At 70.4% G+C, this 25,870-nt stretch carries 25 protein-coding genes; 11 read left to right on the forward strand and 14 right to left on the reverse strand.

Annotation, left to right across the window (positions count from 1 at the left end; all coding sequences use genetic code 11):
- Positions 1-554: 554 nt before the first annotated feature.
- The 4 genes from HFP15_RS24055 to HFP15_RS24070 are packed head-to-tail and all read right to left on the reverse strand — an operon-like array spanning position 555 to position 5,594.
- Positions 555-1,733, reverse strand: coding sequence for a DUF2786 domain-containing protein (locus HFP15_RS24055; protein ID WP_168519006.1), 1,179 nt, complete (start codon positions 1,731-1,733; stop codon positions 555-557).
- A 38-nt stretch (positions 1,734-1,771) separates the two neighbouring features.
- Entirely contained in the window at positions 1,772-2,341 is a 570-nt protein-coding gene (locus HFP15_RS24060; RefSeq protein ID WP_168519007.1) for a TIGR03086 family metal-binding protein, read from the reverse strand.
- A gap of 47 nt (positions 2,342-2,388) precedes the next feature.
- Positions 2,389-3,582 (reverse strand): class I SAM-dependent RNA methyltransferase, encoded by a 1,194-nt coding sequence (locus tag HFP15_RS24065; protein WP_168519008.1) that lies wholly within the window; start codon positions 3,580-3,582, stop codon positions 2,389-2,391.
- The gene (locus tag HFP15_RS24070; RefSeq protein WP_168519009.1) at positions 3,579-5,594 is read right to left on the reverse strand and encodes an APC family permease; all 2,016 of its coding nucleotides are present in this window, start codon (positions 5,592-5,594) and stop codon (positions 3,579-3,581) included. The genes HFP15_RS24065 and HFP15_RS24070 overlap by 4 nt, the downstream gene beginning before the upstream one ends.
- 137 nt (positions 5,595-5,731) lie before the next feature.
- Between HFP15_RS24070 and HFP15_RS24075 the strand changes: the two genes are divergently transcribed.
- Complete coding sequence (locus tag HFP15_RS24075; RefSeq protein WP_168519010.1) at positions 5,732-6,397, forward strand: potassium channel family protein; 666 nt, start codon at positions 5,732-5,734, stop codon at positions 6,395-6,397.
- Entirely contained in the window at positions 6,397-7,053 is a 657-nt protein-coding gene (locus tag HFP15_RS24080; protein ID WP_168519011.1) for a potassium channel family protein, read from the forward strand. The genes HFP15_RS24075 and HFP15_RS24080 overlap by 1 nt, the downstream gene beginning before the upstream one ends.
- Positions 7,054-7,099: 46 nt before the next feature.
- Here HFP15_RS24080 and HFP15_RS24085 read toward each other — a convergent pair whose 3' ends face one another.
- Entirely contained in the window at positions 7,100-7,816 is a 717-nt protein-coding gene (locus tag HFP15_RS24085; RefSeq protein WP_168519012.1) for a DUF3159 domain-containing protein, read from the reverse strand.
- 14 nt (positions 7,817-7,830) lie between these two features.
- Positions 7,831-8,208: an OB-fold nucleic acid binding domain-containing protein gene (locus tag HFP15_RS24090; RefSeq protein ID WP_168519013.1), complete on the reverse strand. Its 378-nt coding sequence runs from the start codon at positions 8,206-8,208 to the stop codon at positions 7,831-7,833.
- A 104-nt stretch (positions 8,209-8,312) separates the two neighbouring features.
- On the opposite strand from HFP15_RS24090, the gene HFP15_RS24095 reads away from it, so the two are divergent.
- Entirely contained in the window at positions 8,313-9,023 is a 711-nt protein-coding gene (locus HFP15_RS24095; RefSeq protein WP_312871722.1) for an alpha/beta fold hydrolase, read from the forward strand.
- A gap of 2 nt (positions 9,024-9,025) precedes the next feature.
- Here the strand turns inward: HFP15_RS24095 and HFP15_RS24100 are convergent, their stop codons facing one another.
- From HFP15_RS24100 to dut, 3 genes are read right to left on the reverse strand one after another with little or no spacing between them, the layout of a single operon-like run.
- Positions 9,026-9,643 carry a LysE family translocator gene (locus HFP15_RS24100; RefSeq protein ID WP_168519014.1) on the reverse strand — a complete coding sequence of 206 codons (618 nt, stop codon included), beginning with the start codon at positions 9,641-9,643 and terminating at the stop codon, positions 9,026-9,028.
- Positions 9,643-10,311: a DUF3710 domain-containing protein gene (locus tag HFP15_RS24105; protein WP_168519015.1), complete on the reverse strand. Its 669-nt coding sequence runs from the start codon at positions 10,309-10,311 to the stop codon at positions 9,643-9,645. The genes HFP15_RS24100 and HFP15_RS24105 overlap by 1 nt, the downstream gene beginning before the upstream one ends.
- On the reverse strand, positions 10,311-10,793 hold the full coding sequence (gene dut / locus HFP15_RS24110; RefSeq protein WP_168519016.1) for a dUTP diphosphatase: 483 nt from the start codon (positions 10,791-10,793) through the stop codon (positions 10,311-10,313). Before dut ends, HFP15_RS24105 begins: the two co-directional genes overlap by 1 nt.
- Positions 10,794-10,817: 24 nt before the next feature.
- Between dut and HFP15_RS24115 the strand changes: the two genes are divergently transcribed.
- Positions 10,818-11,303, forward strand: a complete 486-nt coding sequence (locus HFP15_RS24115; protein WP_168519017.1) for a DUF3093 domain-containing protein — start codon at positions 10,818-10,820, stop codon at positions 11,301-11,303.
- A 17-nt stretch (positions 11,304-11,320) separates the two neighbouring features.
- Here the strand turns inward: HFP15_RS24115 and HFP15_RS24120 are convergent, their stop codons facing one another.
- Positions 11,321-11,629, reverse strand: a complete 309-nt coding sequence (locus HFP15_RS24120) for a DUF4193 domain-containing protein (protein ID WP_027947044.1) — start codon at positions 11,627-11,629, stop codon at positions 11,321-11,323.
- A gap of 403 nt (positions 11,630-12,032) precedes the next feature.
- On the opposite strand from HFP15_RS24120, the gene cei reads away from it, so the two are divergent.
- Positions 12,033-12,716 carry an envelope integrity protein Cei gene (gene cei, locus HFP15_RS24125; RefSeq protein WP_168519018.1) on the forward strand — a complete coding sequence of 228 codons (684 nt, stop codon included), beginning with the start codon at positions 12,033-12,035 and terminating at the stop codon, positions 12,714-12,716.
- Here the strand turns inward: cei and HFP15_RS24130 are convergent.
- Positions 12,713-13,501 (reverse strand): inositol monophosphatase family protein, encoded by a 789-nt coding sequence (locus HFP15_RS24130; RefSeq protein WP_168519019.1) that lies wholly within the window; start codon positions 13,499-13,501, stop codon positions 12,713-12,715. The two genes, cei and HFP15_RS24130, sit on opposite strands and share 4 nt — an antisense overlap.
- 93 nt (positions 13,502-13,594) lie before the next feature.
- Here HFP15_RS24130 and ppgK point away from each other — a divergent pair, with 93 nt between their 5' ends.
- Positions 13,595-14,356 carry a polyphosphate--glucose phosphotransferase gene (ppgK, locus tag HFP15_RS24135; protein ID WP_168519020.1) on the forward strand — a complete coding sequence of 254 codons (762 nt, stop codon included), beginning with the start codon at positions 13,595-13,597 and terminating at the stop codon, positions 14,354-14,356.
- A gap of 188 nt (positions 14,357-14,544) precedes the next feature.
- Positions 14,545-15,948 carry an RNA polymerase sigma factor gene (locus HFP15_RS24140; protein WP_168519021.1) on the forward strand — a complete coding sequence of 468 codons (1,404 nt, stop codon included), beginning with the start codon at positions 14,545-14,547 and terminating at the stop codon, positions 15,946-15,948.
- A gap of 318 nt (positions 15,949-16,266) precedes the next feature.
- Here the strand turns inward: HFP15_RS24140 and HFP15_RS24145 are convergent, their stop codons facing one another.
- On the reverse strand, positions 16,267-18,375 hold the full coding sequence (locus tag HFP15_RS24145; protein WP_168519022.1) for a DUF8728 domain-containing protein: 2,109 nt from the start codon (positions 18,373-18,375) through the stop codon (positions 16,267-16,269).
- A 293-nt stretch (positions 18,376-18,668) separates the two neighbouring features.
- Here HFP15_RS24145 and HFP15_RS24150 point away from each other — a divergent pair, with 293 nt between their 5' ends.
- Complete coding sequence (locus HFP15_RS24150) at positions 18,669-20,693, forward strand: acyltransferase family protein (protein ID WP_168519023.1); 2,025 nt, start codon at positions 18,669-18,671, stop codon at positions 20,691-20,693.
- 46 nt (positions 20,694-20,739) lie between these two features.
- Here the strand turns inward: HFP15_RS24150 and HFP15_RS24155 are convergent, their stop codons facing one another.
- Positions 20,740-21,576, reverse strand: coding sequence for a serine hydrolase (locus HFP15_RS24155; protein WP_168519024.1), 837 nt, complete (start codon positions 21,574-21,576; stop codon positions 20,740-20,742).
- Positions 21,577-21,747: 171 nt separating this feature from the next.
- Here HFP15_RS24155 and HFP15_RS24160 point away from each other — a divergent pair, with 171 nt between their 5' ends.
- The 3 genes from HFP15_RS24160 (at position 21,748) to HFP15_RS24170 (ending at position 24,540) form a co-directional block, all read left to right on the forward strand.
- Positions 21,748-22,443 carry a DUF998 domain-containing protein gene (locus HFP15_RS24160; protein ID WP_168519025.1) on the forward strand — a complete coding sequence of 232 codons (696 nt, stop codon included), beginning with the start codon at positions 21,748-21,750 and terminating at the stop codon, positions 22,441-22,443.
- 74 nt (positions 22,444-22,517) lie between these two features.
- A complete protein-coding gene (locus HFP15_RS24165) occupies positions 22,518-23,303 on the forward strand; it encodes a trypsin-like serine peptidase (protein WP_168519026.1) in 786 nt (261 codons plus the stop codon).
- A 58-nt stretch (positions 23,304-23,361) separates the two neighbouring features.
- Positions 23,362-24,540, forward strand: coding sequence for a phosphodiester glycosidase family protein (locus HFP15_RS24170; RefSeq protein WP_168519027.1), 1,179 nt, complete (start codon positions 23,362-23,364; stop codon positions 24,538-24,540).
- Positions 24,541-24,544: 4 nt separating this feature from the next.
- Here HFP15_RS24170 and HFP15_RS24175 read toward each other — a convergent pair whose 3' ends face one another.
- Entirely contained in the window at positions 24,545-25,870 is a 1,326-nt protein-coding gene (locus HFP15_RS24175; protein ID WP_168519028.1) for an NADH-ubiquinone oxidoreductase-F iron-sulfur binding region domain-containing protein, read from the reverse strand.

Below are 25,870 nucleotides of genomic sequence, written 5' to 3' on the forward strand. Positions count from 1 at the left end.
GACGCGGGGCGCGGCGTGGTGGGCGGGTTTCGGTGGGCGGACGGTGCCCGGGCTCGGCTGGAGATCGCGCCCGACCGAGTCACGGCAGGCACCGCATGGCGGCCACGCCCGAGGCTTGGGGCCACGCTTGCGGCCGCCCGGAGGCCGCGCCCGACCGCGGGGCACGGCCTTGCCCACCCGGATGGGGCGCGGGGCTTGGAACCGACCTGCCATCCGCCTTAGCGCGCCGACATCACCGCGAGACGAGCGTCATCCGCCACCGCTGAATCCGCCCGCCGTCCGCACCGCCTCCCTCCGGCACTGCCTCCAACCGCCTCACCTTCCACCGGCACCACCAGCACTAACTCCCACCAGCACCGGCCCCCAGCCGCCTCACTTCCCGCCAGCACCGGCCCCCAGCCGCCTCACTTCCCGCCAGCACCGGCTCCCAGCCGCCTCACTTCCCGCCAGCACCGGCCCCAAGCCGCCTCACCTCCCACCGGCAACGGCCCCCGGCCGCCTCACCTCCCTCATGCACCAACTCCCACCGGCACCGAGGCCCGGCCGCCTCGTGGCTACGCCGAATCGGGGAGGTGTTCGCGGTCAACCGTCAGGCGGGCCTGGTCCGCGGCGGCGCGGCCTGCTTGCCAGCCCGCGCCGTTGCTCAGGGTGTGGGTGCGGCGGCCCACGGCCGGGAACATGTCGGCGAAGAGGGCATCCACCTCCTCCCGCCGCCGTCGCAGGGCCGGGAGCAGCCGGGTGTCGGCCACCGTCTCGCTCGTGGTGCGGTCCGCGGTGGCGAGGCGTTCCCCGACGCGCGCCGCGTACGCCAGCAGGAACGCGTGCCGGAACGAGCGGGTGCGCGAACGCCCACCGCTCGTGACGTGCCTGCCCGCGGCCAGCATCGCCTCCGTCGCCTGCACCAGCAGCGAGGTCGCCAGCAGTTCGACGATGTCCAGATCCACCTCATGCCCCACCACGGCCAGGAAACCCAGCTTCTCGTACGACACCGCGCGACAGCGGTTCGCCGACGCGACGGCCGAGACCAGCGACGACTTCGCCGCCACGTACGGGTCCTCCAGCCAGAACCGCCGCGCCGAACCCGGGCTCCGCGCAGCCGGGGCGACCAGCGCCTGTTCGAAGGCATACCGGCTCATCAGCTCCTGCGCCTTCGCCGACAGCGCCTCCGCTTCCTCCGGATACGTCGTCGACTCCGCCTTCGCCAGCAGCGCACGGACCCGGCCCAGCATCTTCGCGTCCACGCCCCGCACCGGCTCCGCGGGCAGCGGCAGCTCCGGCAACGCGGGCAGCGGAGCCAGCACCCCGACGGCCCCGACCGCGAAACCCAGCGCGTCCGGATGCGCGTGGCCGTGCCGCTCGGCCCACTGGCTCAGCCGCGGCCGGTCCGGCCGCCACCACACCGCCGCCCCCATCCGCGCCAGCTGCTCCCGCCATCGCGGATGCAGCGCCCCCGCCGGACGGCGATCGACCTCGGCCGCGACCGCGTCGCCGGTCAGCGATGTGCCCTCGGGCCCGGCACGCCGCAGCGCGATCTGGTGCACGTCCCACGGCTGCCACCCCCGACGCAGCAGCCGCGCGACCACCTCCAGCAACACCAGATCCGCGGCCGTGGCCACCAGCCGCCCCCGCCCGTCGAACGCCGGACCGGTCAGCTCGCGCACGACGGGCGCGCGCAGGCGCGCATCCGTCGCGGCGTGCAACAGCAGTTCGGTGATCCGCTCCAGGTCACGCACGGAACCCTCTCCCAGTGGTCTAGTCCAGATCTCGCATGTCACTCCCCTCTTCGCACGGACTCACGGCCAAGGAACGCGGCCAGCCGGTCGGCCGCACTGCCATCGCGCGGGGCGGGCTTCTCCCCCGCGAACGGCCCACCGGGCGAGCGGCCCGTGGCACCGAACCGTTGCTGCCAGTCCGCCAGCGCCTGCTCGGCCAGATCCGGAGCGAAATCAGTGGGCTGGCCCGTGGCGTCGGCGATATCCCAGGCGTGCGCCAGGTACTCGTTCACTCGCAGGTGCACCAGCAGCGCACCGGGGGCGGTGCCGATAGGCGTGGTGACCATGCGCTCGAACAGCCCGGGCTCGCCCAACGTGGCCCGGACCTCACGCAGGGACCGGGCGAACGCACCCGGCGGATCACTGCCCAGATGATCGGCATCCGGTGGCGGCTCGGTGCCGTGCGCCCACGCGACCGTCTTCAGATTTCCTTGCACCACATGGTTGATCACGTCGCGAACGGACCAGTCCGTGCACGCTGTCGGCACGCCGAGCTGCTCGGGCCGGATCGCGCCGATGATGCCGCCGACGGTGGCCGCCGCGCGATCGAAGTTCTCGAGTGGGTTCATGCGGCACATCATGCCGCGACCCACCGACAATTCCGGGTTCGCGCAGGTCAGGCCTCGTCCGGCTGCACGAGCGCGACGCACTCCACGTGATGCGTCATCGGGAACGCGTCGAACGCGCGCAGCCGCGCCAGCCGGTACCCGGACTCGCCGAACGTCGCCAGATCACGCGCCAGCGCCGCCGGATCGCAGGCGACGTACACGACACGCGCCGGTTCACGCTCCACAATGGACTCCACAACGGCGCGCCCCGCGCCCGAGCGCGGCGGGTCCAGCACCACGACGTCCGGTCGCCCCGGCAGATCCCGCACCACGTGCTCGACCCGGCCGGATCGCCACCGCACCTGCGGCAGGTCGGCCAGCGCGGCCTCGCCGTCGGCGACCGCGCGCCGCCCGGACTCGACGGCGACCACCTCGCCGTCCTGGCCGACCTGACCGGCCAGCACCGACGCGAACAACCCGACACCGGCGTAAAGATCCCAGGCCAGCCCGCCGGACGGCGCCGCGGCCCACTCTCCCGCCACGGCCGCGAACTCCTCCGCCGCCGCCGGGTGGACCTGCCAGAAGCCGTGTGCGTCGAGCTTCCAGTCCCGCCCCGCGGCGTGCTGTACCGCGAGCCCGCCGCTCACCTGACGCGCGCGCCGTTTGCCCCGCACGACCCCGAGTTCGCGGACGTGCGCCTGCCCGTCACCGTCGGAGGTGAACTCCACCTCGGCACCGGGCCGCCATCGCCGCGACAGCACCGGATCCAGCGGCACCGAGATCGGGCAGTCGTCGAGCGGCACGACCCGGTGGCTGCGGTGCGCGCGCAATCCGGCGCGCCCGTCCGGGCCCGCCACGAGCCGCACCCTGGTACGCCAGCGCAACGGCCCGCCGGGCAGCGCCTCGACCGTCACCGCCCGCTCGATGCCGGCCAGCCGCCGCAACTGCTCCTCGACCACCCGCGCCTTCAGCTCGCGCTGGAACTCCGGCGTCGCGTGCTGCCAGTCGCAGCCACCGCAGCGCCCCGGCGCGGCCAGCGGGCACGGGGGCTCGACCCGTTCCGGCGCCGCGCGCAGCACCCGCACCGCGTCGGCACGGCAGAACGACCCGCCCTTGTCCTCGGTGACCTCCACGAGCACGAGTTCGCCCGGCAGCGCGTGCCGGACGAACACGACACGACCCTCCACACGCGACACACAATGACCGCCGTGTGCCACCGGGCCGACCTCGGCCTCGAAGGTACGGCCGACCCAGTTGGTCAACGGTTTTCCTTGCGCTCAGCCGATTCGTACAGTCCGCGCCGCACGTCGCCCGCGGCGGGCCGCGCCCGCATGGCCCGGTCGACCGCCTTGACCGAGGACGCGAGCTGCCAGGGCACGCTCGTCACCATCACACCCGGCTGGAACAGCAGCCTTCCCTTGAGCCGCAACGCACTCTGGTTGTGCAGCAGCTGCTCCCACCAGCGCCCGACGACATACTCGGGGATGAACACCGTGACCACGTTGCGCGAATTGTCCCCCCGCACCCGCTTGACGTAGTCCACGACCGGTTTGGTGATTTCCCGGTACGGCGATTCGAGCACCTTCAGCGGCACCTTGAAGCCGTGCTTGTCCCATTCCGCGGTCAGCTCACGCGTATCGAAGTCGTCGACGTTCACCGTCACGGCTTCGAGCACGTCCGGCCGGACCGCCTTGGCGTAGGCCAGCGCGCGCAGCGTCGGCATGTGCAGCTTCGACACCAGCACGATCGCGTGGTTGCGCGAGGGCAGCACGGTCGGTTCGTGGCCGTCGGTCTCCGCGAGCTCCCGCGCGACCCGGTCGTAGTGCCGCCGAATCGCCGTCATCAGCAGGTAGATCGCCACCATGGCCGCGATCGCGATCCACGCGCCCAGCAGGAACTTCGTGATCAGCACGATCACCAGCACGGTCCCGGTGCAGGTGAGACCGACCGCGTTGACCGTCTGCGACCGGCGCATCTTCCGCCGCACCGCCGGGTCGGTTTCCCTTGCCAGCAAACGGTTCCAGTGCCGGATCATGCCGGCCTGGCTCACCGTGAACGACACGAACACGCCCACGATGTAGAGCTGGATCAGCCGGGTCACCTCGGCGTCGAAAGCGATGATCAGGACCAGCGCGAACGCGGCGAGGAACAGGATGCCGTTGGAGAACGCCAGCCGGTCGCCGCGCGTGTGCAGCTGCCTCGGCAGGTACCGGTCCTGCGCGAGAATCGAGCCCAGCACGGGAAAGCCGTTGAACGCGGTGTTCGCCGCCAGCAGCAGGATGATGCCGGTGGCGAAGGAGATGTAGTAGAAGCCGGGCGGGAAACCCTGGAACACCGCGTGCGCGATCTGCGTGACGATGGTCTTCTGCTGGTAGCCCGCGGGCGCGCCGGAGAGCTGCGTCGCCGGATCCTCGGCGAACTTGACGCCGGTGATGATCGCCAGCGCGATGATGCCGATCAGCATCGTCACCGCGAGCACGCCCATCAGCAGCAGCGTCGTGGCCGCGTTCTTCGACTTCGGTTTGCGGAAGGCGGGGACGCCGTTGCTGATCGCCTCGACACCGGTCAGCGCCGCCGCACCCGAGGAGAACGACCGCAGGATCAGGAACACGAACGCGAAACCCGCCAGCGAGGCCTCTTCGTGCAACTGGAAACCGGCGCTCTCGGCGCGCATCGGGGTGCCGCGCACCGCCTCGAACAGCCCCCACAGCACCATGGCCAGAATGCCGATGATGAACCCGTATGTCGGAATCGCGAAGGCTTTCCCGGATTCACGCACGCCGCGCAGATTCAGGGCGGTGAGTGTCGCCACGATCAGCACCGACCAGAGCACCTTGTGGTCGGCGACGAACGGGATGGCCGAACCGATGTTGGCCACACCCGAGGAGGTCGACACGGCCACGGTGAGCACGTAGTCGACCAGCAGCGCGCTGGCGACGGTCAGCCCGAATCTGCCGCCGAGGTTGGTGGTGGCGACCTCGTAGTCCCCGCCACCGCTGGGGTAGGCGTGCACGTTCTGCCGGTACGAGGCGACGACGACGAGCATGACGACGGCCACCGCGACGCCGATCCAGGGCGCCAGCGCGTAGGCGGACAGGCCGGCCACGCTCAGCGTCAGGAAGATCTCCTCGGGCGCGTAGGCCACGCTGGAGAGCGCGTCGGAGGCGAAAATCGGCAGCGCGATGCGTTTGGGCAGCAGCGTGTGGGACAACCGGTCGCTGCGGAACGGGCGGCCCAGCACTAGCCGCTTGGCGACGGTCGCGAACTTCGGCACGCCAAGAGCGTAACGGTGACGTGCGGCGTCCCACCTGAGGGAGACGGGTGGGGTGTGCAGGCGGCGCGGACAAGGTAGGTTCACCGCTGGCGTAACGCGGGTAACCGCTGTTCGGGTGACTTACAGGAGGCAAGCGCGTGCACGTGGTGATCATGGGATGTGGCCGGGTCGGCGCGTCCCTTGCCGCGGCGCTGGAGCGTCTCGGGCACGAGGTCGCGGTGATCGACAAGGCGCAGGAGGCGTTCCGGCGGCTCGGCAGCGACTTCCACGGCCAGCAGGTCCTCGGCATCGGGTTCGACCGGCAGGTGCTGATCGACGCCGGCATCGAACGGGCGGGCGCGTTCGCGGCGGTGTCCAGCGGCGACAACTCCAACATCATCTCCGCCAGAGTGGCGCGGGAGACCTTCGGCGTGGAGCACGTGGTCGCCCGGATCTACGACCCGAAACGGGCCGCGGTCTACGAGCGCCTCGGCATCCCGACGGTGGCCACCGTGCCGTGGACCACCGATCGTTTCCTGCGTACGCTCCTGCCCGAAGGTGTGGCGTCCGCGTGGCGCGACCCGACGGGCAACGTGGCGGTGCTGCAACTGCCGCTGCACGACGACTGGGTCGGCCGCAGCGTCCAGGATCTGCAGGAGGCCACCGGCGCGCGGGTCGCGTTCGTCATGCGGTTCGGCACGCCGGTGCTGCCGGACGCGAAAACCGTGCTGCAGGCCGACGATCTGGTCTACGTGGCGGCGAAATCCGGCACGGTGAGCGACGTGACGAGTGTCGCGGCGCGGGCCCCTGAGGAGGAAAGCTGATGCGGGTCGCGATCGCGGGCGCCGGCGCGGTGGGCCGCTCCATCGCCGCCGAGCTCATCGACGGCGGGCACCAGGTGATGCTCATCGAGCGCGAGTCCACGCAGTTCGAACCGGAGACCGTCGAGCAGGCCGACTGGGTGCTTGGCGACGCGTGTGAGGTCTCCACGCTCGAGGAGTCCGGAATCGAGCGCTGCGACGTCGTGATCGCCGCGACCGGGGACGACAAGGTCAACGTCGTCGTCTCGTTGCTGGCGAAGACGGAGTTCGCGGTGCGCCGCGTGGTCGCGCGCGTCAACAACCCCTCCAACGAATGGCTGTTCACCGACGCGTGGGGGGTGGACGTGGCGGTGTCGACGCCACGCATGCTCGCGGCGATGGTCGAGGAGGCCGTCAGCGTCGGGGATCTGGTGCGGCTGATGACGTTCCGGCAGGGGCAGGCCAACCTCGTGGAGCTGACGCTGCCCGAGGAGACGCCACTGGCCGGCCGTCCCGTCAGCGCGATCGCGCTGCCGAGGGACGCGGCGCTGGTGACGATCCTGCGCGGTGAGCGGGTGATCGTGCCGCAGCCGGAGGATCCGCTGGAGGCGGGCGACGAACTGCTGTTCGTGGCCTCGGCCGAGGTCGAGCCGGACGTCCGCAAGGCGCTGGGCTACTAGACGCGTGGAAGATCCCGGCGGTGCCACGCGCCGCCGGGATGCAACTTCAGGCCTCGTTCGGCGTCCGGGAGTACTTCAGGCGCAGAGCGGCCTCGGTGTTCTCCTCCTCGGCCGCGCGCTCCTCCTCGATCGCCTTGAGGCGCTTGTCGGAGCGGCGCACGGCCCACACCACGACGAGCAGCGCGAGCGCGTAGAGCGGCCAGCCCATCGCGATCTTGGCGAACGCGAGCCAGCCGGTGTAGTCCGCGTTGTACAGCCAGCGCTGCACGACGAACCGGGCGCCGAACACGAGCGCGAGCGCGAGCGTGGCGATGTCGTAGCCGTAGCGCGAGGGCTTGTCCTTGTGCCACGCGGTTCCGGTGCCGTTGACGACGTTCCAGATCACCCCGGCCAGCGGCCAGCGCACCAGCACCGAGGCCAGGAAGACGCCGCCGTAGACCAGGCTCGCCCAGATGCCGAACAGGAAGAAGCCCTTGGCCGAGCCCGTGCGGTAGGCGATGAACGCGGCGATCGCGACTCCGAAGAAGCCGGAGATCGCGGGCTGCAGCGGTTCCTTGCGCACCAGGCGCAGCACCGCGATCGCGACGGCGCTGCCCAGCGAGCCCCAGATCGCGGCCTGGAGCCCGAAGAAGGAGTTGACGAGAACGAAGACCACCACCGGGACCGACGAGTAGATCAGTCCGGATATACCGCCCATCTGTTCCAGGAGGGTCGGTTCCGCTTTCTTGTCGCTCTGCTCGTCGGTGCCGGCGGGTTCAGTCACAGGTTGTTACCAACTCAAGAAGTCGTCTGTAGCTCGTAGAACGGGTTGTACAGCACCTTGCGACCGTCGCGCTCGGCCATTCTGCCGCGCACCTTGATCGTCCGACCAGGCTCGATGCCCGGAATCCGGCGCCGTCCCAGCCAGACTAGCGTCACGCCGTCGGTCCCGTCGAACAACTCAGCCTGTAGTGTCGCTGCCTCGTTCGTGGGGCACAGCTCGACGCTGCGCAATCTTCCCAGAACGGTCACTTCCTCGCCGGAACGGCAGTCGCAGGCACGCTGCGCCCCGACCGCCTCGGATTTTTCGGATAGGTCGTCTGCGTCCAGCTCTTCGACATCGCTGGTCAGTTTGCGTACCAACCGGCTGAAGTAGCCGCCGTCTTTGGCGGACATAGGCGGTGCTCCTGTGGTCCGGGGCCCCCGACTTAAACGGCCCGTACGTGGTCAAGGCTAACTCGTTCCAGGCAAGGGAAACCGCTTTGCGGCAAGATCGCAACGTGACCTCCGCAATGCCGAAACCGCCTGCCGTGCTGCTTCCCGGCACGGGTTCCGACGAGGTTTTCGTTCGTTCTGTTTTCGCAGGTCCGCTGGCCGCGGCGGAGATCGCTCTCCTTGCGCCGGAGCCGCCGCACGGCAGCCGCCTCGCAGTGGGATTCCTCACCATGATCGATTCCGTTGCCGAACGTCGGGAATGCCCGCTTCTGGTGGGCGGGGTGTCCTTCGGCGCGCATCTCGCGGCGAGCTGGGCCGTGGCCCATCCGGACCGGTGCGCCGGGCTGCTGCTGGCGCTGCCCGCGTGGTCCGGCGAACCCGCGGGCGCACCCGCCTCACGCGCCGCGCAGGCCTCGGCGGACCTCATCGAGAACGAGGGCCTGGACGCCACGCTGCGGCTCTCGACCGCGGGCGTGCCACAGTGGCTCGCCGACGAGCTCAACCGCGCCTGGCGGCGGCACGGGGACGGTCTTGCGGCCGGCCTGCGCATCGCCGCCTCGTATCCGGCGCCGACGCCGGCGGAGCTGGCGAAACTCGACGTCCCGGTCGGCATCGCGGCCTGCTCCGACGATCCGGTGCATCCCGCCGAGGTCGCGCACGCGTGGGCACGGGCACTGCCCCGCGCCGCCGTGCGCGAGACGACGCTGACGGCCCTGGGCGAGGACCGGGAGTCGCTGGGCCGCGCCGCGGTCGAGGCGTGGCTGAGCGTGCGGTAGCCCTAGTCGGCCACCGCGACGAAGCCGCCGAGGCCGATCATCACCGCGCCACTGGCCACGCGCTGACGGACCCGCCAGCGCGGTGCGCCCAGGACACCGCTGCCCAGGCGCGCCGCGAACAACGCGACCGTGAGGTCGGCCAGCGAGGCCATGCCAAGGGCGACGAGGCCGAGCAGCATGAACACCAGCGGCGCCGGAGCCTGTTCCGGATGCACGAAATGCGGCAGCAGGGCCATGAAGTACAAAGCGGTCTTGGGATTGAGCAACTCGGTCAGCACGCCTTGCGCCAGCGGCGAACCGGCCGGCTTGCGCGCCGGGTCGTTGCGCTCGTCCCCGCGGTGCCGGATCGCCCGCAGTCCCAGATAGACCAGATACGCCGCACCGGCGAACTTCACCACGGTGAACGCGGTCGCCGACGCGGCCAGGACCGCCGAGAGCCCGAGCGCCGCGGCGACGACGTGCACCGCCGCGCCGATCCCGTTGCCGACCGCGGAACGAACGCCCTCACCACGCCCGCCGCGCAGCGACCGCGCCAGCACGTAGAGGATTCCCGGGCCCGGCGTGATCGCGAAGACCGCCGCGGTGCCGAGAAAGACCAGCCATTCCGCGCCGGTCGGCATCAGGCCTGCTGGCCCTGCTGCTGCGCGATGTGCTGGGCGACGGCGTCGGGCAGCGTGATGGGCAACGGGGTGCGCACCGGCATCGGCGAATCGCCGCGCACGACGATCGTGTTGCGCACGATCTCCCGCAGCATCGCCGGCGCCTGCGCGGCCTCGGACTGCGGGCCCGCGATGACCCCGCGCAGCATCCAGCGCGGCCCGTCGACGCCGATGAACCGCAGCGCCACGTCACCGAGCAGCGCGGACAGCTCGAAACCCCATTCGCCCTCGCCGGGCGAGACCTTCGCGCCGTCGGCACGCAACTGCTCGGTCAGCTCCTCGCCGACCTCCTGCCACAGCCCGCCCGAACGCGGCGCGGCGTAGGCGCTCACCGTCACCTGCCCCACCGGCGTCACGACGTGCACGGCGCGGACGCCGCCCGCCGCCGGGTCCATCTCGACCTGGACCTGCGAACCGTCGGGCACCGGAACCTGGACCGAACCCAGGTCGATGCGCGGCACCTGGTCCTCCGGCATGTCGGAGATGTCGAACGGCCCGTCGGTGACGACGATCGGTTCCGGTTCCTCGACCTCGATCTCGTCGTCGATCTCGTCCGGTTCCGGCGCGGCGTGCCGTCCGCGTCGCACCGGCTCAACAGGCTCGCGCCGCTTCCGCCCGAAGATGCCCACTAGCTTCTCGCTCCTTCCCCGGCCACGCCGTTCAGCGTGGCATGTCCACCGGTGGATCCGTAACCGCCCGCGCCCCGTTCCGACTGCTCGAGCTCGGCGACCTCGACGAACTCCGCGGTCTCGACGCGCTGCACGATCAGCTGCGCGATGCGGTCGCCGCGGCTCAGGGTGATCGGCTCACGGGGGTCGTGGTTGATCAGGCACACCCGGATCTCGCCGCGGTAGCCCGCGTCGATGGTGCCCGGTGTGTTCACCACGGAAAGGCCGGCCCTGGCCGCGAGGCCCGAGCGCGGATGCACGAACCCCGCGTACCCGGGCGGCAGCGCGATCGCGATGCCGGTTCCCACGACCACCCGCTCGCCGGGCGGGATCACCGCGTCATTGGTGGTCACGAGGTCGGCGCCGGCGTCGCCGGGACGCGCGTAGGCGGGCAGCGGAACATCCGGATCGAGCCGGGTCAGCAGGACCTGCACAGTGGACACGGGCGGCGAGACTACCCTGGAGGCGTGGGTGAGAACGCAAGTACGGCCAAAGCGCCGGCGACCGGCGCCGCGGTGCGTCATTCGGAGCGGCTGTACGTATCCTGGTGGGGCTGGCCGCTGCCGTTGATCGCGGCCGGGCTCATCGCCGCCGAAATCCACATGGGCTACCCCGGCGTGCGGGCCTGGCTGCCGTACGTGGTGCTGGTGCCGCTGATGGCGGCCTGGCTGGTGCTGATGAGCCGCACGAAGGTGTCCGTGGTCGGTGACGAGCTGCGGGTGGGCAAGGCGCATCTGCCGCTCGGGTTCGTCGGCGAGGTGGAGCTGATCGACAAGGAGCACAAGCGCAAGGCACTCGGGCCCGAACTGGACCCGCTGGCGTTCGTGGTTCACCGCGGCTGGGTCGGCCCGCTGCTGCGCGTGCATCTCACCGACCCGGGCGATCCCACGCCGTACTGGATTTTCAGCACGCGCAAGCCCGAGGCGTTGGCCGAGCTATTGCGCAAGCACTAGCCCGGCCGCCCCGTGACTCACGCACAGTCGCGGCAGATCATCCGGCCGTTGCTCTCCTCGGCCAGCCGGCTGCGGTGGTGCACCAGGAAACACACCGAACAGGTGAACTCGTCGGCCTGCTTCGGCACCACCTTGACGGTCAGGTCCTCACCGGAGAGCCCGGACAGGTCCGCACCCGGAAGCTCGAAGTTCTCCGCGGTCGCGTCCTCGTCCACGTCCACGACGCCGGACTGGTTCTCGTTACGCCGGGCCTTCAGCTCTTCCAACGAGTCTTCGGCCAGCTCGTCGGCTTCGCTGCGGCGCGGAGCGTCGTAGTCGGTCGCCATTGTCCCTCACCCCTGCGATCAGCATCGATATCTGTCCTGAAGGTGTCCGTGATTGCGCGTCACGGATCCTTCGTGCCGCTGGACAACGTTCCAGCGCCCCTGTTTGTGCCCGGCGCCGTAGTGAGGCAGGTCTCTTCTCTACGTATGTACTCAAAACCCTGATCTACGGCCGGAGCCCGGAGAGGGTAGCTCACGGGTTACCCGAACTCGAAACCTGTTAGACGAAGGTGCCCATACGTCACCCGCCGGGGGGAACAACGACGCGGCTGACGTGCGATGGAACGGCGACACGCGGCCGATCGGGTACGGGTGGTTCGCGGGTGCCCTGTAACGCTTAGGGTAATTGGGAACGACGGTCGGGGTAGCGGAGACTGTCGGGGGATCCGGGAAGGGAATCGGGCAGGTGGCGTCGGGGATCGGTTTCGGCAACCGCAAGAAACGTGGCTACCGCAGACGCCGTCCCATGCCTGCCCTGATCTTCATCGGGGTGCTCGGGATGGTCGCGATGGTCGTGTGGGTACGGGCGATCGTGAGCAAGGCCGACATCGACGAGACGCTGCGCTGCGATCCGCCGCCCGCTCCCGTGCAAGGCATGACCTACACCACGCTCACCCACACGGCGCTGGACGACACCGCGCCGCTGCCACCCGACCGGATCGCGGTCACGGTGCTCAACGCGAGCCAGATGCGTGGACAGGCGGCCATCACCACGGAGAGCCTCCGCCAGCTCGGTTTCGCCCAGATCGCGCCGCCGGAGAACGACCCCGCCTATGCGGGTGTGCAGGAAGCCAAGTGCCGTGGCCAGATCCGCTTCGGCGACAACGGGGTGTCGGCGGCGCGCACACTCAGCATCGTCGTGCCCTGCGTCGAGCTCGTGAAGGACACCCGCGCGGACGCGTCGGTGGATCTGTCCATCGGCAGCGGTTTCGGTGACGTGCGGCCCACGCAGCAGGCGCAGCAGGTGCTGCAGCAGTTGCAGGCGTGGTCGGCGCAGCATCCGGGCGGCGCGGGCGGCGAGCAGTCGGCCTCCGGCAAGCCGGTGATCGACCCGGCGCTGATTTCCGCCGCGCGCAACGTCGCCTGCTAAACCTCCTTCATCCCGCACGCGATCAACGTCGCGCGCAGCTCCTCGGCGATCGACGGGGCGGCGGCGACCGTCGCGTCGTGGCCGAGGTCGGTGTCCTCTCCCGGCAGGCTGACCACGGCCCCGGCCTCCTGCGCGATCAGCGCGCCCGCGGCCCAGTCCCAGCGGTGCAGCCCGTGTTCGGCGTAGGCGTCCACCCATCCCGCCGCCACGGCGCACAGGTCGAGCGAGGCCGAGCCGGGCCGCCGTATGTCGCGCACCTTCGGCAGCAGCGAGGCGATCACGCGCGCCTGCCGTGCACGGCGTTCGGCCTGGTAGGAGAAGCCCGTGGCGACCAGCGCGAGGTCCAGCCGCCGCGGCGCGGACGTGCGCAGCGGCCGTCCGTCGAGCCACGCGCCGGCACCGCGCACCGCGGTCCAGCACCGGCCGCCGACCGGTTCCACGACCGCGCCGGCGACCGAGACGCCGTCGATCTGCGCCGCCACCGAGACCGAGAAGGCCGGCGATCCGTAGAGGAAGTTCACGGTGCCGTCGATGGGGTCCACGACCCACGTGACACCCGAGCCCGCGCTGCCGCCCTGCTCCTCGCCGAGCACCTCGTCACCGGGCCGCAGGTCGGCGAGCCTGCGCCGGATCAGCTGCTCGGAGGCCTGGTCCACCGCGGTGACCACGTCGGTCTCGGTGGTCTTGGTGTCGACCCGCACCGGTTCGCCGGTCAGCATCGCCTCCCGGGCCTTGCTGACCAGCTCGGCCGCGTCCCGCGCGACCTGGACGGCGGTATCTTTCAATTCGGACTCGAAGGCTCCCACACATCCATGTCACCACACCCGGTTAAAGTTCCGGGTACTGGCTTCTGAATCGAGAAGGAAGGGAACACGCCAATGACGGCGACCCGAGGTTTCGGTATCGACATCGGCGGCAGCGGTATCAAGGGCGCCCTTGTCGACCTGGAAAAGGGCGCGCTCATTGGGGACCGCCTCCGCATCGACACTCCCCGCCCCGCGACGCCGGAGGCCGTCGCCGACGTGGTGGCCGAGGTCGTGCGCCATTTCGCGTGGGACGGACCGGTCGGCATCACGCTGCCCGCGGTGGTCAAGAAGGGCGTCGCGCAGACCGCGGCGAACATCGACCCGACCTGGATCGGCACCGACGCGGACGCGTTGTTCGCCAAGCGGCTGGGCCGCCCGGTGGACGACGTGGCGATGCTCAACGACGCCGACGCGGCCGGCATGGCCGAGATGCGTTTCGGCGATCCGCTCGCCCGGCACGGCGTGACCACGCTGCTGACCTTCGGCACCGGCATCGGCAGCGCGGTGTTCCAGGACGGCAAGCTCGTGCCGAACACCGAGTTCGGCCACCTGGAGGTCGACGGGCACGACGCGGAGAAGAAGGCGGCCGCGTCGGTCAAGGACAACGAGGGCCTGAGCTACCACCAGTGGGCCAAGCGGGTAAACCGTTACCTTTCTGTGCTCGAGAACCTCATCTGGCCGGATCTGTTCATCGTGGGCGGCGGAGTGAGCAAGAAGTCCGAGAAGTGGGTTCCGCTGCTCGATATCCGGACCAAGGTCGTGGTGGCATCGTTGCAGAACAACGCGGGGATCGTAGGGGCCGCCGCGGCCGCCGTCGAGGGCATCGAGCACTGATCCGCCGGGCGAAACGCCGGTGACGAAGCGATGATCGCCCGCAACTGCTCGGCGTATCGTCGTTACAATGGAACACGGCCCACGGTCGCGGACAGCAAAACCGCAGGCCGCGGGACGTTCCCCGAATCTGAGGCAGCCGGGATGGACCAGCTCGGCTCGCCGTGATCGACCGCTGCGAAAGGGCGTACGTGGCAGCCGCAAAAACCGCTACCCGAAGCGGCACGAAGACAACGAGCGCCGCCCAGGCTTCGTCGGCCGGCGCGAGCGCGGAATCCGACGCTGGCGTTGAGGCCGCCGCTACCGAGAGCAACGGCACCACCGCCAAGAAGAAGCCTGCCGCCCGCAAGCCGGGCGCGAAGAAGGGTCCGGCGAAGACCCGCAAGGCCAACACCAAGGGTGAGGGCTCGGGCGAGGGCGACGGCCCCGGCGACGGCGAGGACATGGAGGACGTCGACCTCGACGCCGATCTCGCCGACCTCGAGGAGGTGGAGGTCGACGTCGTCGACGCGACCGTCACCGAGGAGTCGGACGAGAGCGAGGACGAGGAGACGCCCCGTCCCGAGCGCGCAAGCGCGAAGAGCGGCCCCAAGTCCTCCAACGACCCGGACTTCGTGTGGGACGAGGAGGAGTCGGAGGCGCTGCGGCAGGCCCGCAAGGACGCCGAGCTCACCGCCTCGGCCGACTCGGTCCGCGCCTACCTCAAGCAGATCGGCAAGGTCGCGCTGCTCAATGCCGAGGAGGAGGTGGAGCTCGCCAAGCGCATCGAGGCCGGGCTCTACGCCGCCGAGCGCGTCCGCGTGGCCGAGGAGGAGGGCGAGAAGCTCGCCACCCAGATGCGCCGCGACCTGAAGTGGATCGTGCGTGACGGTGAGCGCGCCAAGAACCACCTGCTGGAGGCGAACCTCCGGCTGGTCGTCTCGCTCGCCAAGCGCTACACCGGGCGTGGCATGGCCTTCCTGGACCTGATCCAGGAGGGCAACCTCGGCCTGATCCGCGCGGTCGAGAAGTTCGACTACACCAAGGGCTACAAGTTCTCGACCTACGCGACGTGGTGGATCCGGCAGGCCATCACGCGCGCGATGGCCGACCAGGCCCGCACCATCCGTATCCCGGTGCACATGGTCGAGGTCATCAACAAGCTCGGCCGGATCCAGCGCGAGCTGCTCCAGGACCTCGGGCGCGAGCCCACCCCGGAGGAGCTGGCCAAGGAGATGGACATCTCGCCGGAGAAGGTGCTGGAGATCCAGCAGTACGCGCGTGAGCCCATCTCGCTGGACCAGACGATCGGTGACGAGGGCGACTCGCAGCTCGGTGACTTCATCGAGGACAGCGAAGCCGTCGTCGCGGTCGACGCGGTGTCGTTCACGCTGCTGCAGGACCAGCTCCAGTCGGTGCTGCAGACCTTGTCCGAGCGCGAGGCCGGCGTGGTCCGGCTGCGCTTCGGCCTCACCGACGGCCAGCCGCGCACTTTAGACGAGATCGGCCAGGTCTACGGCGTGACCCGGGAGCGGATCCGCCAGATCGAATCCAAGACGATGTCCAAGCTGCGCCACCCGTCGCGGTCGCAGGTCCTGCGGGACTACCTGGACTGAGGTTCGGAGAACGAAGAAAGAGCCGCGGCGTCTCGCCGCGGCTCTTTCTTCGTGCGCTCAACGTCCCGTGGTGGCGTCGGCGCAGGCGGCGATCAGCTCGTTCGCGCGGACCGGGGGGCGCTGTGTCTGTCGCATAATCACGCGACCCGACCTGGTCATTTCACTCGTCTGGGTGAAGCTTTGGCGGGCCGCGTCCCGCTGTTGGATCTTCACCCTCTTCCTGGTGTGAGTGCTGCACACCGCGCATGGGCAGGGCTCTTTGTTGGGTAAAGAGCAGGCCCGGCCGCAAAGCCCCCCGAGCGGCCGGGCCAGCACCCGCTACTGCGTCGCCCAGTATCCGTAGGAGATGTAGTCCGGATACGGGTTGAGCAACGGGCGGGGCGCCCGCAGTTCGATCTTCGCCTCGGGCGAGGTGATCAGCTCGGCCGGGACCGTGAACGTGTACGTCCCCCACGCCGCACCGTCCACGTTCTGTCTGGTCCACAGTCCGGCGGGACGCCCGTCGACGAACACGTCCATCTCCGGGACGGTGCCGTGCATCGCGGTGCGGCCGGTGAGCGTCATCGGCCTGCCCGGCGTGAGCCCGCGGACGGTGAACCTCTCGCCGCCGGCGATGGAGCGGCCACCGTCGACCGTGTCGTGCTCGCTCGCCACGCTGGTCCACGGTTGGATCCCGGACTGCGCGATCACCGGCTCGTAGCCGTGCGCGGACTCGGAGTCCAGATCGGCGACGTTGAGGTAGTCACGCAGTTCACCCGGCGTCGGCGACCGGTCGGTCTTGTCCGCGAGGCTCCAGTCGGCGCGGTACACGCCGAAGGTCTTGAACGGCACGGCCGTCATACCGCGCAGGTCCTGCGGCGTCTTCACTTCGAAGAAGCCCACGGCGTCGTGGTCGAGAATCCCGGCGTCGCGCAGTGGCTGCATCGACGGGCCGGGGCCGGTGTCGTAGGTGGCGAAGTAGTCGGGGCGTCTGGGCAGATGCCGCACCGCCTCGTACATCGAGCCGAGACCGTTGTTCGCGGCCTTGGCGAGCCCGTTGGTGCCCAGGCCCAGCAGGTCCACGACGTAGTGGTCGCTGAAGTAGGTCACGGCGCCGACGTCCTTGACGGCCACCACGGCCTCCGGCGGCAGGTTTACCTTGATCCACACACCGTAGGACACGTCGGTGTCGCGGATCGCGGCGGTGAAGTGCGCGTACCGCATCCCCCACGTGGGCAGCGCGACGACGGAGAAGACCAGTGCGACGGTCAGCGCGCCGTTGAGGGCCAGGCGCCGGACCCTGGACTGGCGCACCAGCTTCGTCAGCCCGTACACGCCGATCACCACGAACAGCAGGAACACCGGCAGGAACGGCTGGAAGTACCGCAGTTCGTGCACCAGGGCGCTGTCGAGCGTGCTCAGCGACACGACCGCGCACACGAGCCCGCCGACGATCGCGAAGACCAGCGGCCGCCGCTCGCGGGTCAGCAGCAGGTATCCGGCACCCGCGGCGAACACCAGCAGCGCGCCGGGGAACACGAAGTCCTGGCTGGTCAGGCCGAGGAAGATCCCGCCGAGGCTGCGCAGGGTGTTGACGGCGCGGTCGGCGAACTCGCCGAGGTAGAGCACCGGGGCGTCGTTGAGCATCGACTTCGACTGCACGCCGTTGGCCGAGGTGGTGCCGGTCGCGATCTTGTAGAACAGCAGCTGTCCCGCGCCGGCGGCCAGCGGCAGCAGGCTCCACACGGCCAGTCCGATGCCGCGGCGGCGAGTCCACAATGTCCACAGGACGGCGCAGGTCAGCGCGGTGGCGAAGATCAGCCCTTCAGGCCGGGCGATCGCCAGCAGCGCGGCCACCGGCGGCGTCCAGCGGAACCGCGCCGACGGCGCTTCGACGCAGAAAGTGAGCAGCAGCCCGGTGATCAGCATCATCACCAGGCCGACTTCCATGCCGCTGGCCGCGCCCCAGGCGAGCGGTCCGCTCAGCGCGACGAGCACACCGGCCCAGATGCCGGCGGTGCGGTTGACCAGGCGCGTGCCGAGCAGCGTGATCAGGGCCGCCGAGACGGCGAAACACAGAATGTTGAACGCGATGGCGAAGGCGAGGAAAAGCGTGCCGTGCGCCCCGATGGCATAAGCCGTGCCGAGCAGGAACGCGTAAAGCATGCTGCTGGCTCCGGCACTGATGTCATCGCCGGTATTCCATTGGAAGAAATGCCCGGACCCGAGCTGCTTACCGTATTGCAGGTGGATGTAGACGTCGTCGAGCGGAGCGAAAAGCCTGCCGTCGTTCCACAGCACCGAAACGACCACGAAGGCCAGGCCGACGACCAGCGCCAGCGCGCCGGTCAGCCAGGCCGGATGCGGCGGGTTCCGTCTTCGTTTCCGCTCGCCGACGTTGTCTCCCGGCTCGGCGATGTCCTCCGCGGCATCGAGGACCTGAGTCATCTCAACCCCCATCTTGTGTTATCGGGGCATCAAGATATCCAGTTCCCGAAACGGGCTCGCCGCCAGGGTTGAACAGTGGACAACGAAATGTCTCTCGGTTGGTGATTCACTTTGTCCGGGCTGATCCCGGGCGAGCAGCAGTCGTTCCGGACCGCGGGTGGACAGCCCGGCTGCGCGAGTTGCTCGCGCGACTTCCACGCGAAGGCCGTAGACCGCGCAATCGTCACTTTAATCACAATTCCGGCGTGCCCTGCACCCCATCACCGTGCCCCTCCGACATCCTGGGGCGAGTCATGTCCGAGTCATCCGGCCGCACGCGGCGCACCTTCCGTCCCGAACTGCAGGGCCTGCGCGCGCTCGCGTGCGCGCTCGTGGTCGTCTACCACGTGTGGCTGGGCCGCATCTCCGGCGGCGTCGACGTCTTCTTCGTCATCACCGGCTTCCTGATCACCGGCCAGCTGGTGCGCGCCCGCGCGCGCGGCGGGATCGAGTTCCGGGCGATGTGGAGCCGGATGATCAAGCGCCTGTTCCCGCCGGCGCTGACCGTGCTGGCCGTGGTGATCGCGCTGAGCGTGCTGGTGCTGCCGCAGGCCCGCTGGTGGCAGACCATCCGCGAGGTCGTGGCCTCGGCGCTGTACTTCGAGAACTGGCGGCTGGCCGCCGATTCGGCCGACTACTTCGCACAGCACAACGAGGCCAGCCCGGTCCAGCACTTCTGGTCGCTGGCGATCCAGGGCCAGTTCTACCTGGTGTGGCCGCTGCTGGTGGCGCTGGTCGCGGCCCTCGCGCGCCGGCACGTGCGGGGCGTGCTCGCGGCGGTGCTGGTGGCGATCTTCGCGGCGTCGCTGGCGTTCTCGGTGTGGCTGACCTGGGCCGACCAGCCGCTGGCGTACTTCCACTCGCTCACCCGGGTGTGGGAGTTCGCGCTCGGCGGGCTGCTCGCGCTGGTGATCGACGCGCTCGTGCTGCCGCGCCTGCTGCGCATCATCCTCGGCTGGGCCGGGGTCGCCGGGCTCGTCTCGTGCGGGCTGCTCTTCGCGGTCGGCACCGAGTTCCCCGGGTATGTCGCGCTGTGGCCGACGCTCTCGGCGGCGCTCGTTCTCGTCGCGGGAGCGACCGCCAGCCCGGTGGGCGCGGACCGGATGCTGAGCTCGCGGCCGCTGCGGTATCTCGGCGATCTCAGCTACGCGCTCTACCTGTGGCACTGGCCAGTACTGGTGTTCTACCTGGTGGCGCGCGGCCGGGCCGAGGTCGGGCCGCTCGGCGGGGCCGCGGTCGCGGGCACCTCGCTGCTGCTGGCGATCGCGACCTATCACCTGGTCGAAAAACCTGTGCGGGACTCGCGGATCGGGGTGCGTACCCGCTGGGGCGCCTACCGGTTCGCCGTGCTGGCGATGGCGCCGGTGCTCGTGGCCACCGGCGCCTGGCAGCTGACCGCCGACCAGCTCGCGCGGTCCCGCTCGGTGACCGCGGGTGATCTCGACCATCCCGGCGCGCTCGCGATGACGCCCGGTTTCGTCTACCAGGGCGCCGAGCATCCCGCGCTCGCGCCGTCGTTCATCTCGGTGGCCGAGGACTGGGCCTGGATCGACAGCTGCGAGGACTCGCCGCGCGGGTACGAGCTGCAGGTGTGCAGCACCAGCACCGAGGAACCACCCGCCAAACGCGTCGCGATCGTCGGCGATTCCCATCCGACGCAGTTCATCGCCGCGCTGCTGCCCATCGCGCGACAACGCAACTGGCAGCTCATCGTGCTCTCCCGTGGTGGCTGCCCGTTCTCCGTGGAGTCCGAGATCGACCCGGACAACCAGGCCTGCCGCGACTGGAATGCCGCGGCGGCCGACGAGATCCTCGACCTGCGCCCGGATGCCGTGCTCACGACCGCGACGCGCGACGTGCGGCTGGGGCTGACCGAGCAGACCCCGCCGGGATTCGTCGCGCAGTGGCAGAAGCTGGACGCGGCCTCCATCCCGGTGCTTGCCGTGCGCGACAACCCCCGTTACGACGGGTCCCCGTCGGCCTGCGTCGAGCAGCTGGGTCCCGACGCCGCGGACTGCTCCGCTCCCCGCACCGAGCTCTACGCGCCGGAGCCGCCGTACCGCTCGCTGACCGGCGTGCCGCCGAACGTGTCCTTTCTGGATTTCGGTGACTACTACTGCGATCCCGAGGTGTGCCCGGCGGTGATCGGCAACGTCCTGCTGTACCTGGACGACAACCATCTCACCGCGGCGTATCTGTCCACAATGGCCCCGATCGTCGCCGATGCCATCGAGACCGCACTCGGCTGGGCGGGCACGGACGAGCCGGCGCCCGCCTAGTCCACCGGCGGCAGAGTGTCCACTTAAGACGCCCGGCGCGCCGCCGTCACCGCAGCGGTGTGGTGATCGACGGAACGAGGGTGCGGGCCAGGGCCTGGGTCAGTTCGATGCCGTCGCCCTGGCTGTCGTCGTGCTGTGTGAGCACCGCCACCAGCACCTGTTCTCCGTGGAGGGTGATGATGCCGACGCTGCCGATGGCCCACAGGCCGTTGTCGTCGTCGACCGGAAGCCAGCCGTTCTTCAGGGCGGTCGCGGTGCCGGGATCGGCCACCGCGCTGATTCCCCACGCCTGGTCGGGTTCGACCTGCCGCATGAGGCCCAGCGCGAAGGCCTGCGACGCCGGATTGAGCGGGCTCGCCGGGGCGACGAGGTCACGCAGGAGGGTCAGCTGATCGTCGGCGTCGGTCGTGCTCAGCCCCCAGTAGCCCTTGGGGTCGGGGTGCGTGCCGGAGGCGCCGAGGCGGATGTCGGCGGCACGGATCCCGGCGGCCCCGCCGACCTCGTTCCACAGCTGGGTGGCCGAGTCGTTGTCGCTGTTCTCGATCATCGCGGTGGCTTGCGCGGTCTCGGCGTCGGTGAGCGGTTCGTCCTCATCCTGCTGTTGCAGTAGCAAGGTTTCCAGGATGTCCAGTTTGATCACGCTGGCGGCGGCCACCTTGGTATCGGCGCCGTGGCGGTAGCTCTGCGAGGTGGTCAGATTCTGCGCGGCGATCGACACGCTGTCGGCGGGCATACCGGACACCAGTTGGCCGATCGCGGCATCGGGTGAGGCGACGACGTTCGCGTGCGGTGTGTGATCGGTGCTGACCGCGGGTGCCGGATCCTGGCCCGCGGGAGTGAGTGCGGCGACCGTGATGACGACGGCGGCAGAGGCGCTCGCCACTGCGACAAGCACCTTGATCACCCAACGACCTTGTCGCATTTGTCGCCACTTCACCCGTTTGCCGACTGTTTCCTGTGGACAGTGGCCAACAGTACCGTGACGGGCGATTCGTGCCCGGTGAGCGCACACCCGCGTCTTCCCTCGTGCCGTAAATCGGTATGGTCCCGGGGCATGCCGCTCGCCAACCCCGCCCCCACACTGCCCGATCGCCGGCGCGCGGTCCAGCTTGCCGGTCCGCTCGCACTGGCCTCCTACGTCGCGTTCGGGGCCGCCGCCGCGCTGCTCGTGCTGCTGCATCTGATCCCCGCACTGGGTGACGCCCTCGATCCCGTGACGGCGATGCTCAGCGAGTACGCCTACACCCCTGGCCGCTGGATCTGGGCGCTGTCGCTCACGCTGACCAGCGCGGGTTCGGTCGCACTGTTGATCGCGTTGCACCGCAACGGCATCCTGCGCGACCGGATCGCCGGGTTCGCCCTGAGCGCGTGGTGTGTCGGCATCCTGGCGGTCGCCGTGTTCGTCAAGGACCCACAGGGCGGCGCGGTTTCGCTCACCGGGAAGCTGCACCTCGGGGCCACGGCCGTGGCCTGCGCCACCCTGCCGGTCGCGGGCCTCGCGCTCGCCCGGCGGCACAGCGGCGATCCCCGGTGGTGGCGCTGGGCCGTCTGGACCCGCAGGCTCGCGCTGGCCTCGATCCCGTTCTTCCTGCCCTTCATCGTCCCGTTCATCCTCAACACCGTCGCCGGCACGCAGGTCCTCCCGACTGTCGCAACAGGACTGATCGAACGGCTCATGGCCGCACTCGAACTGGTGCTGCTGACCGTGCTCGCCACCTGGGCACGAGGCGCGGCCACCGCCGAACCCTGAGCGGCAGCTGTGACTTTGCTGTGGACACCCGGTGATCGCATGGTTTCCGTGCGGCCTTGTGGTGTGCTGGATACATGTGGCGATCATGGTCGCGATCGTGTGCCGTACTCGTGGTCGCGGCCACGGCGGTGGTGGGTGGCGGTACGGCGGCCGTGGACCCGCCCGTTCCGGTGTCCATGACCCAGATTCGGGAAACCACCACGACGAGCGCCATTCCGCCCGCCGCGAGCACGGCCGCGCCGCTGTACGCGGCGGCAGGCGCCCTGTTCTCCGGCGGCAGGCACTTCTGCAGCGCGAGCGTGGTCGACAGTCCGGCCGGCGATCTCGTGCTGACCGCCGCGCACTGCGTCCAGGCGGGCACCCCGGCAGATCTGTCCTTCGCTCCCGCCTACCACGACGGTGTCGCACCCTATGGCATGTGGCCGGTCACCAGCGTCGTCGTTCCGGACGGCTGGGCGAGCAGCGCCGATCCCGATCTGGACTTCGCCTTCCTGATCGTGCACCAGGACGGGAACCCACGGCCGGTGCAAAGCCTGACCGGCGCCGAAAAGCTCGGCATCGACCGCGGATTCGTCAATGACGTCACCCTCGTCGGCTACCCCGACTCGACCCAGTCGCCGGTGATCTGCCGCGACACCACCACGCAGGAGTCGGCCTATCAGCAGCGCATCGCCTGCCCCGGCTACCCCGACGGCACCAGCGGCGGCCCCTGGCTCACCGACGTCGACCCGGCGACCGGGAACGGCACGGTCATCGGCGTGATCGGCGGTTACGAACAAGGCGGCGATTCACCCGACGTGTCCTACAGCGCCTATTTCGATCAGGACATCCAAAAACTGTACGAAACGGTGGCGCGGTAAGGACCTGTATTCTTTCCTGGCCCCCGTTCGCGGGCGCTTTTCGCCGGGGAAGGAAACAATGAGCACCTCCACCGATCTCGAGCCGGTGACCCCGCCTCGGCGACCCCGCCGCTCGTGGGCGCGGTGGCTGCGGCGCTCCATAGTGGGCGCCGCGCTCGTGTTCCTGGTCGTCGTCGGCATTTCGATCACCGGAGCGCTCACCGCTCCGGGCACCGACAGCGTCGCCGCCCGGCTCGCCGAGTGGGGACGCGACCACGGGCTCGGCGGTGCGGTCACGTGGCTGGAAAAACAGCAGTACGCCGGCAACCAGCCCGCGGTCGGTGGCCTGCCCGCCGGCGGGATCCCGGTCGCGCCCGGTGCCGTGCCGGTCGCCCCCGCGCCCTCCGGCACCGCCGCACACGGCTTACCGGCGCCGGCCCCGATCCTGTCGCTGGCCGGGGCGGCGCTGCTGCCAGGTGAAGGCCAATGGCAGACCGTCGTGACCGATCACAGCCAGCCCGCGGTCCGGGTCGCCTCACTGCGGCCCGACGGGCAGCACACCTCCTTCGTCGCCGGCGTGATGTGGATCGACCCCACGCTCGTCCGCGGTCAGCTCCAGCCCGGTTTCCAGGATCCCGGCGGGTCCTGGCCCGAGGCGACGTCGATCACCCCGGCGCTGCAGCACAGCGTGGCGGCCGCGTTCAACGCCGGATTCCGGCTCAACGGCGCCAGTCACGGCGGCTACTACAGCGATGGCCGGACCGCGGTGCCACTCGTCGACGGGGCCGCGAGCCTCGTCATGCGCACCGACGGCACGGCCACCGTCGGCTCGTGGAACCGCGAGATCCGGATGAGCCCGCAGGTGGCCAGCGTGCGGCAGAACCTCGTGATGCTCGTCGACAACGGTCAGGTCAATCCCACCTGCGCCACGGGCGGCACCGCGGAGTGGGGCAGCACCATCGGCCAGGCCGCCTACATTCACCGGTCGGCGTTTGGTGTGACCGCGGACGGGGCCGAGGTCTACGTCGGCGGGCCCGCGCTGTCGGTGTGCACGCTCGGCAACATCCTGCAGGCCGCGGGCGTGGTGCGCGGAATGGAGCTCGACATCAACCCGGCCTGGGTCAGTGGCACCTACTTCCACGACTCCCCCACCGGCCCGCCGAAGGGCTTCCAGCTCTTCCCGGCCGAGCAGGTGCCGCCGGAGCACTACCTGCACCCCGCCAGCCGTGACTGGTTCGGCTGGTACCTGCGTCCCTGACGCATCAGCTCCAGTCGCCGCTGCGGTGCTGCCGTGGCGGCAACGGCAGGCGGGCGTGCCGGGTCCACCGGCAGGGGCGGCCCGCCAGATGCGCGCGCAGGTCCGGTTCGAACGTCTCGAGAGCGCTGGCCGCCAGCCGCACGGCACCGTCGGGGTGACCGCACGCACCACGGCCGGTGATCACCGGCAGCCTGCGGCGCACCCGCTGCACAGCGGCCGGAGCGTCGCGGGTGCCCAGCGCGAGCTGGGCGAAATCGGCGGCGATGGCCGGAAGCCCGAACATGCAGGGACCGCACTGCGCGGCCGACTCGCCCGCCAGGTACCGCAGCAAGCGCGCGGTCTCGGCCAGCCCGCACGAGGCGGACGGCAGCGCCCACAGCGAGCCGGCGCCCAGCGATGCTCCGGCGGTGCGCAGGCTCGCGTGGTCCAGCGGCAGCTCGGCGGCGGCCGGCATCGGCAGCCAGCTGCCGCCGTAACCGCCGACCAGCACCGCGTTCACCGGTGCCACGGGTTCGCCCGCCAGCCGCAGTGTCTGTGCCAGCGGGGTGCCCAGTGCGGCTTCGTAGACGCCGGGGCGGGACACCGCGCCGGAGACGGTGAACAACGCCGTGCCCGGCGAGTCGGCGGTGCCGCAGCCGCGGAACCATTCGGCTCCGTAGCGGGCGATCAGCGCGAGGTGCGCGAGGGTCTCGACGTTGTCCACCAGCGTGGGCCGTCCGCGCACCCCACGCTCCGAGACGTGCGGGGGCTTGGTGGTGGGGCGGCCGTCGCCGGTCTCGAGGAAGTTCACGAGCGCGGAGGCCTCGCTGGAGACGTACCTCGCCGGTACCGGCGTCACGCGTACCGCCGGTTCGCCGCCCGGCCGCTGGGCGAGCGCACGGGCGAGCCTGCCCGCGAGGTCGTCGTCGCGGTGGACGCACAGGATGATCTCCGTCGCGCCGACCGCGTACGCGGCCAGTATCGCCCCGTCGACGACCAGATGCGGCGCGACGTCCAGCAGCGCGTGATCCTTGTCGCCGGCCGGTTCGCCGTCGCAGCCGTTGGCGATCACGACCGCCCCGCGCCGGGCCGCCGCCGCGACCGCGCGCAGCTTGCGGCCGGTGGGGAAACCCGCCCCGCCGCGGCCGCGCAGTCCGGCGGCCTCGACCGCTTCGATCAACCGGGCCCGGCCGGAGCGGCCGGGGTAGGCGGCCACCGGAAGCGGACCGTACTGGCGTTGGTGCGCGGCGAAATCCGCGGCGCGCGCGGTGCGGACCCATCCGGCGAAAAGCCGGTGCGGATCCGCCGCCGGCGGGACCGGCGGGCCGGTGTCGGTGCTGGTTTGGGACAT

This window comes from Amycolatopsis acididurans, from assembly GCF_012328925.1.
Taxonomy (GTDB): Bacteria; Actinomycetota; Actinomycetes; order Mycobacteriales; family Pseudonocardiaceae; genus Amycolatopsis_E; species Amycolatopsis_E acididurans.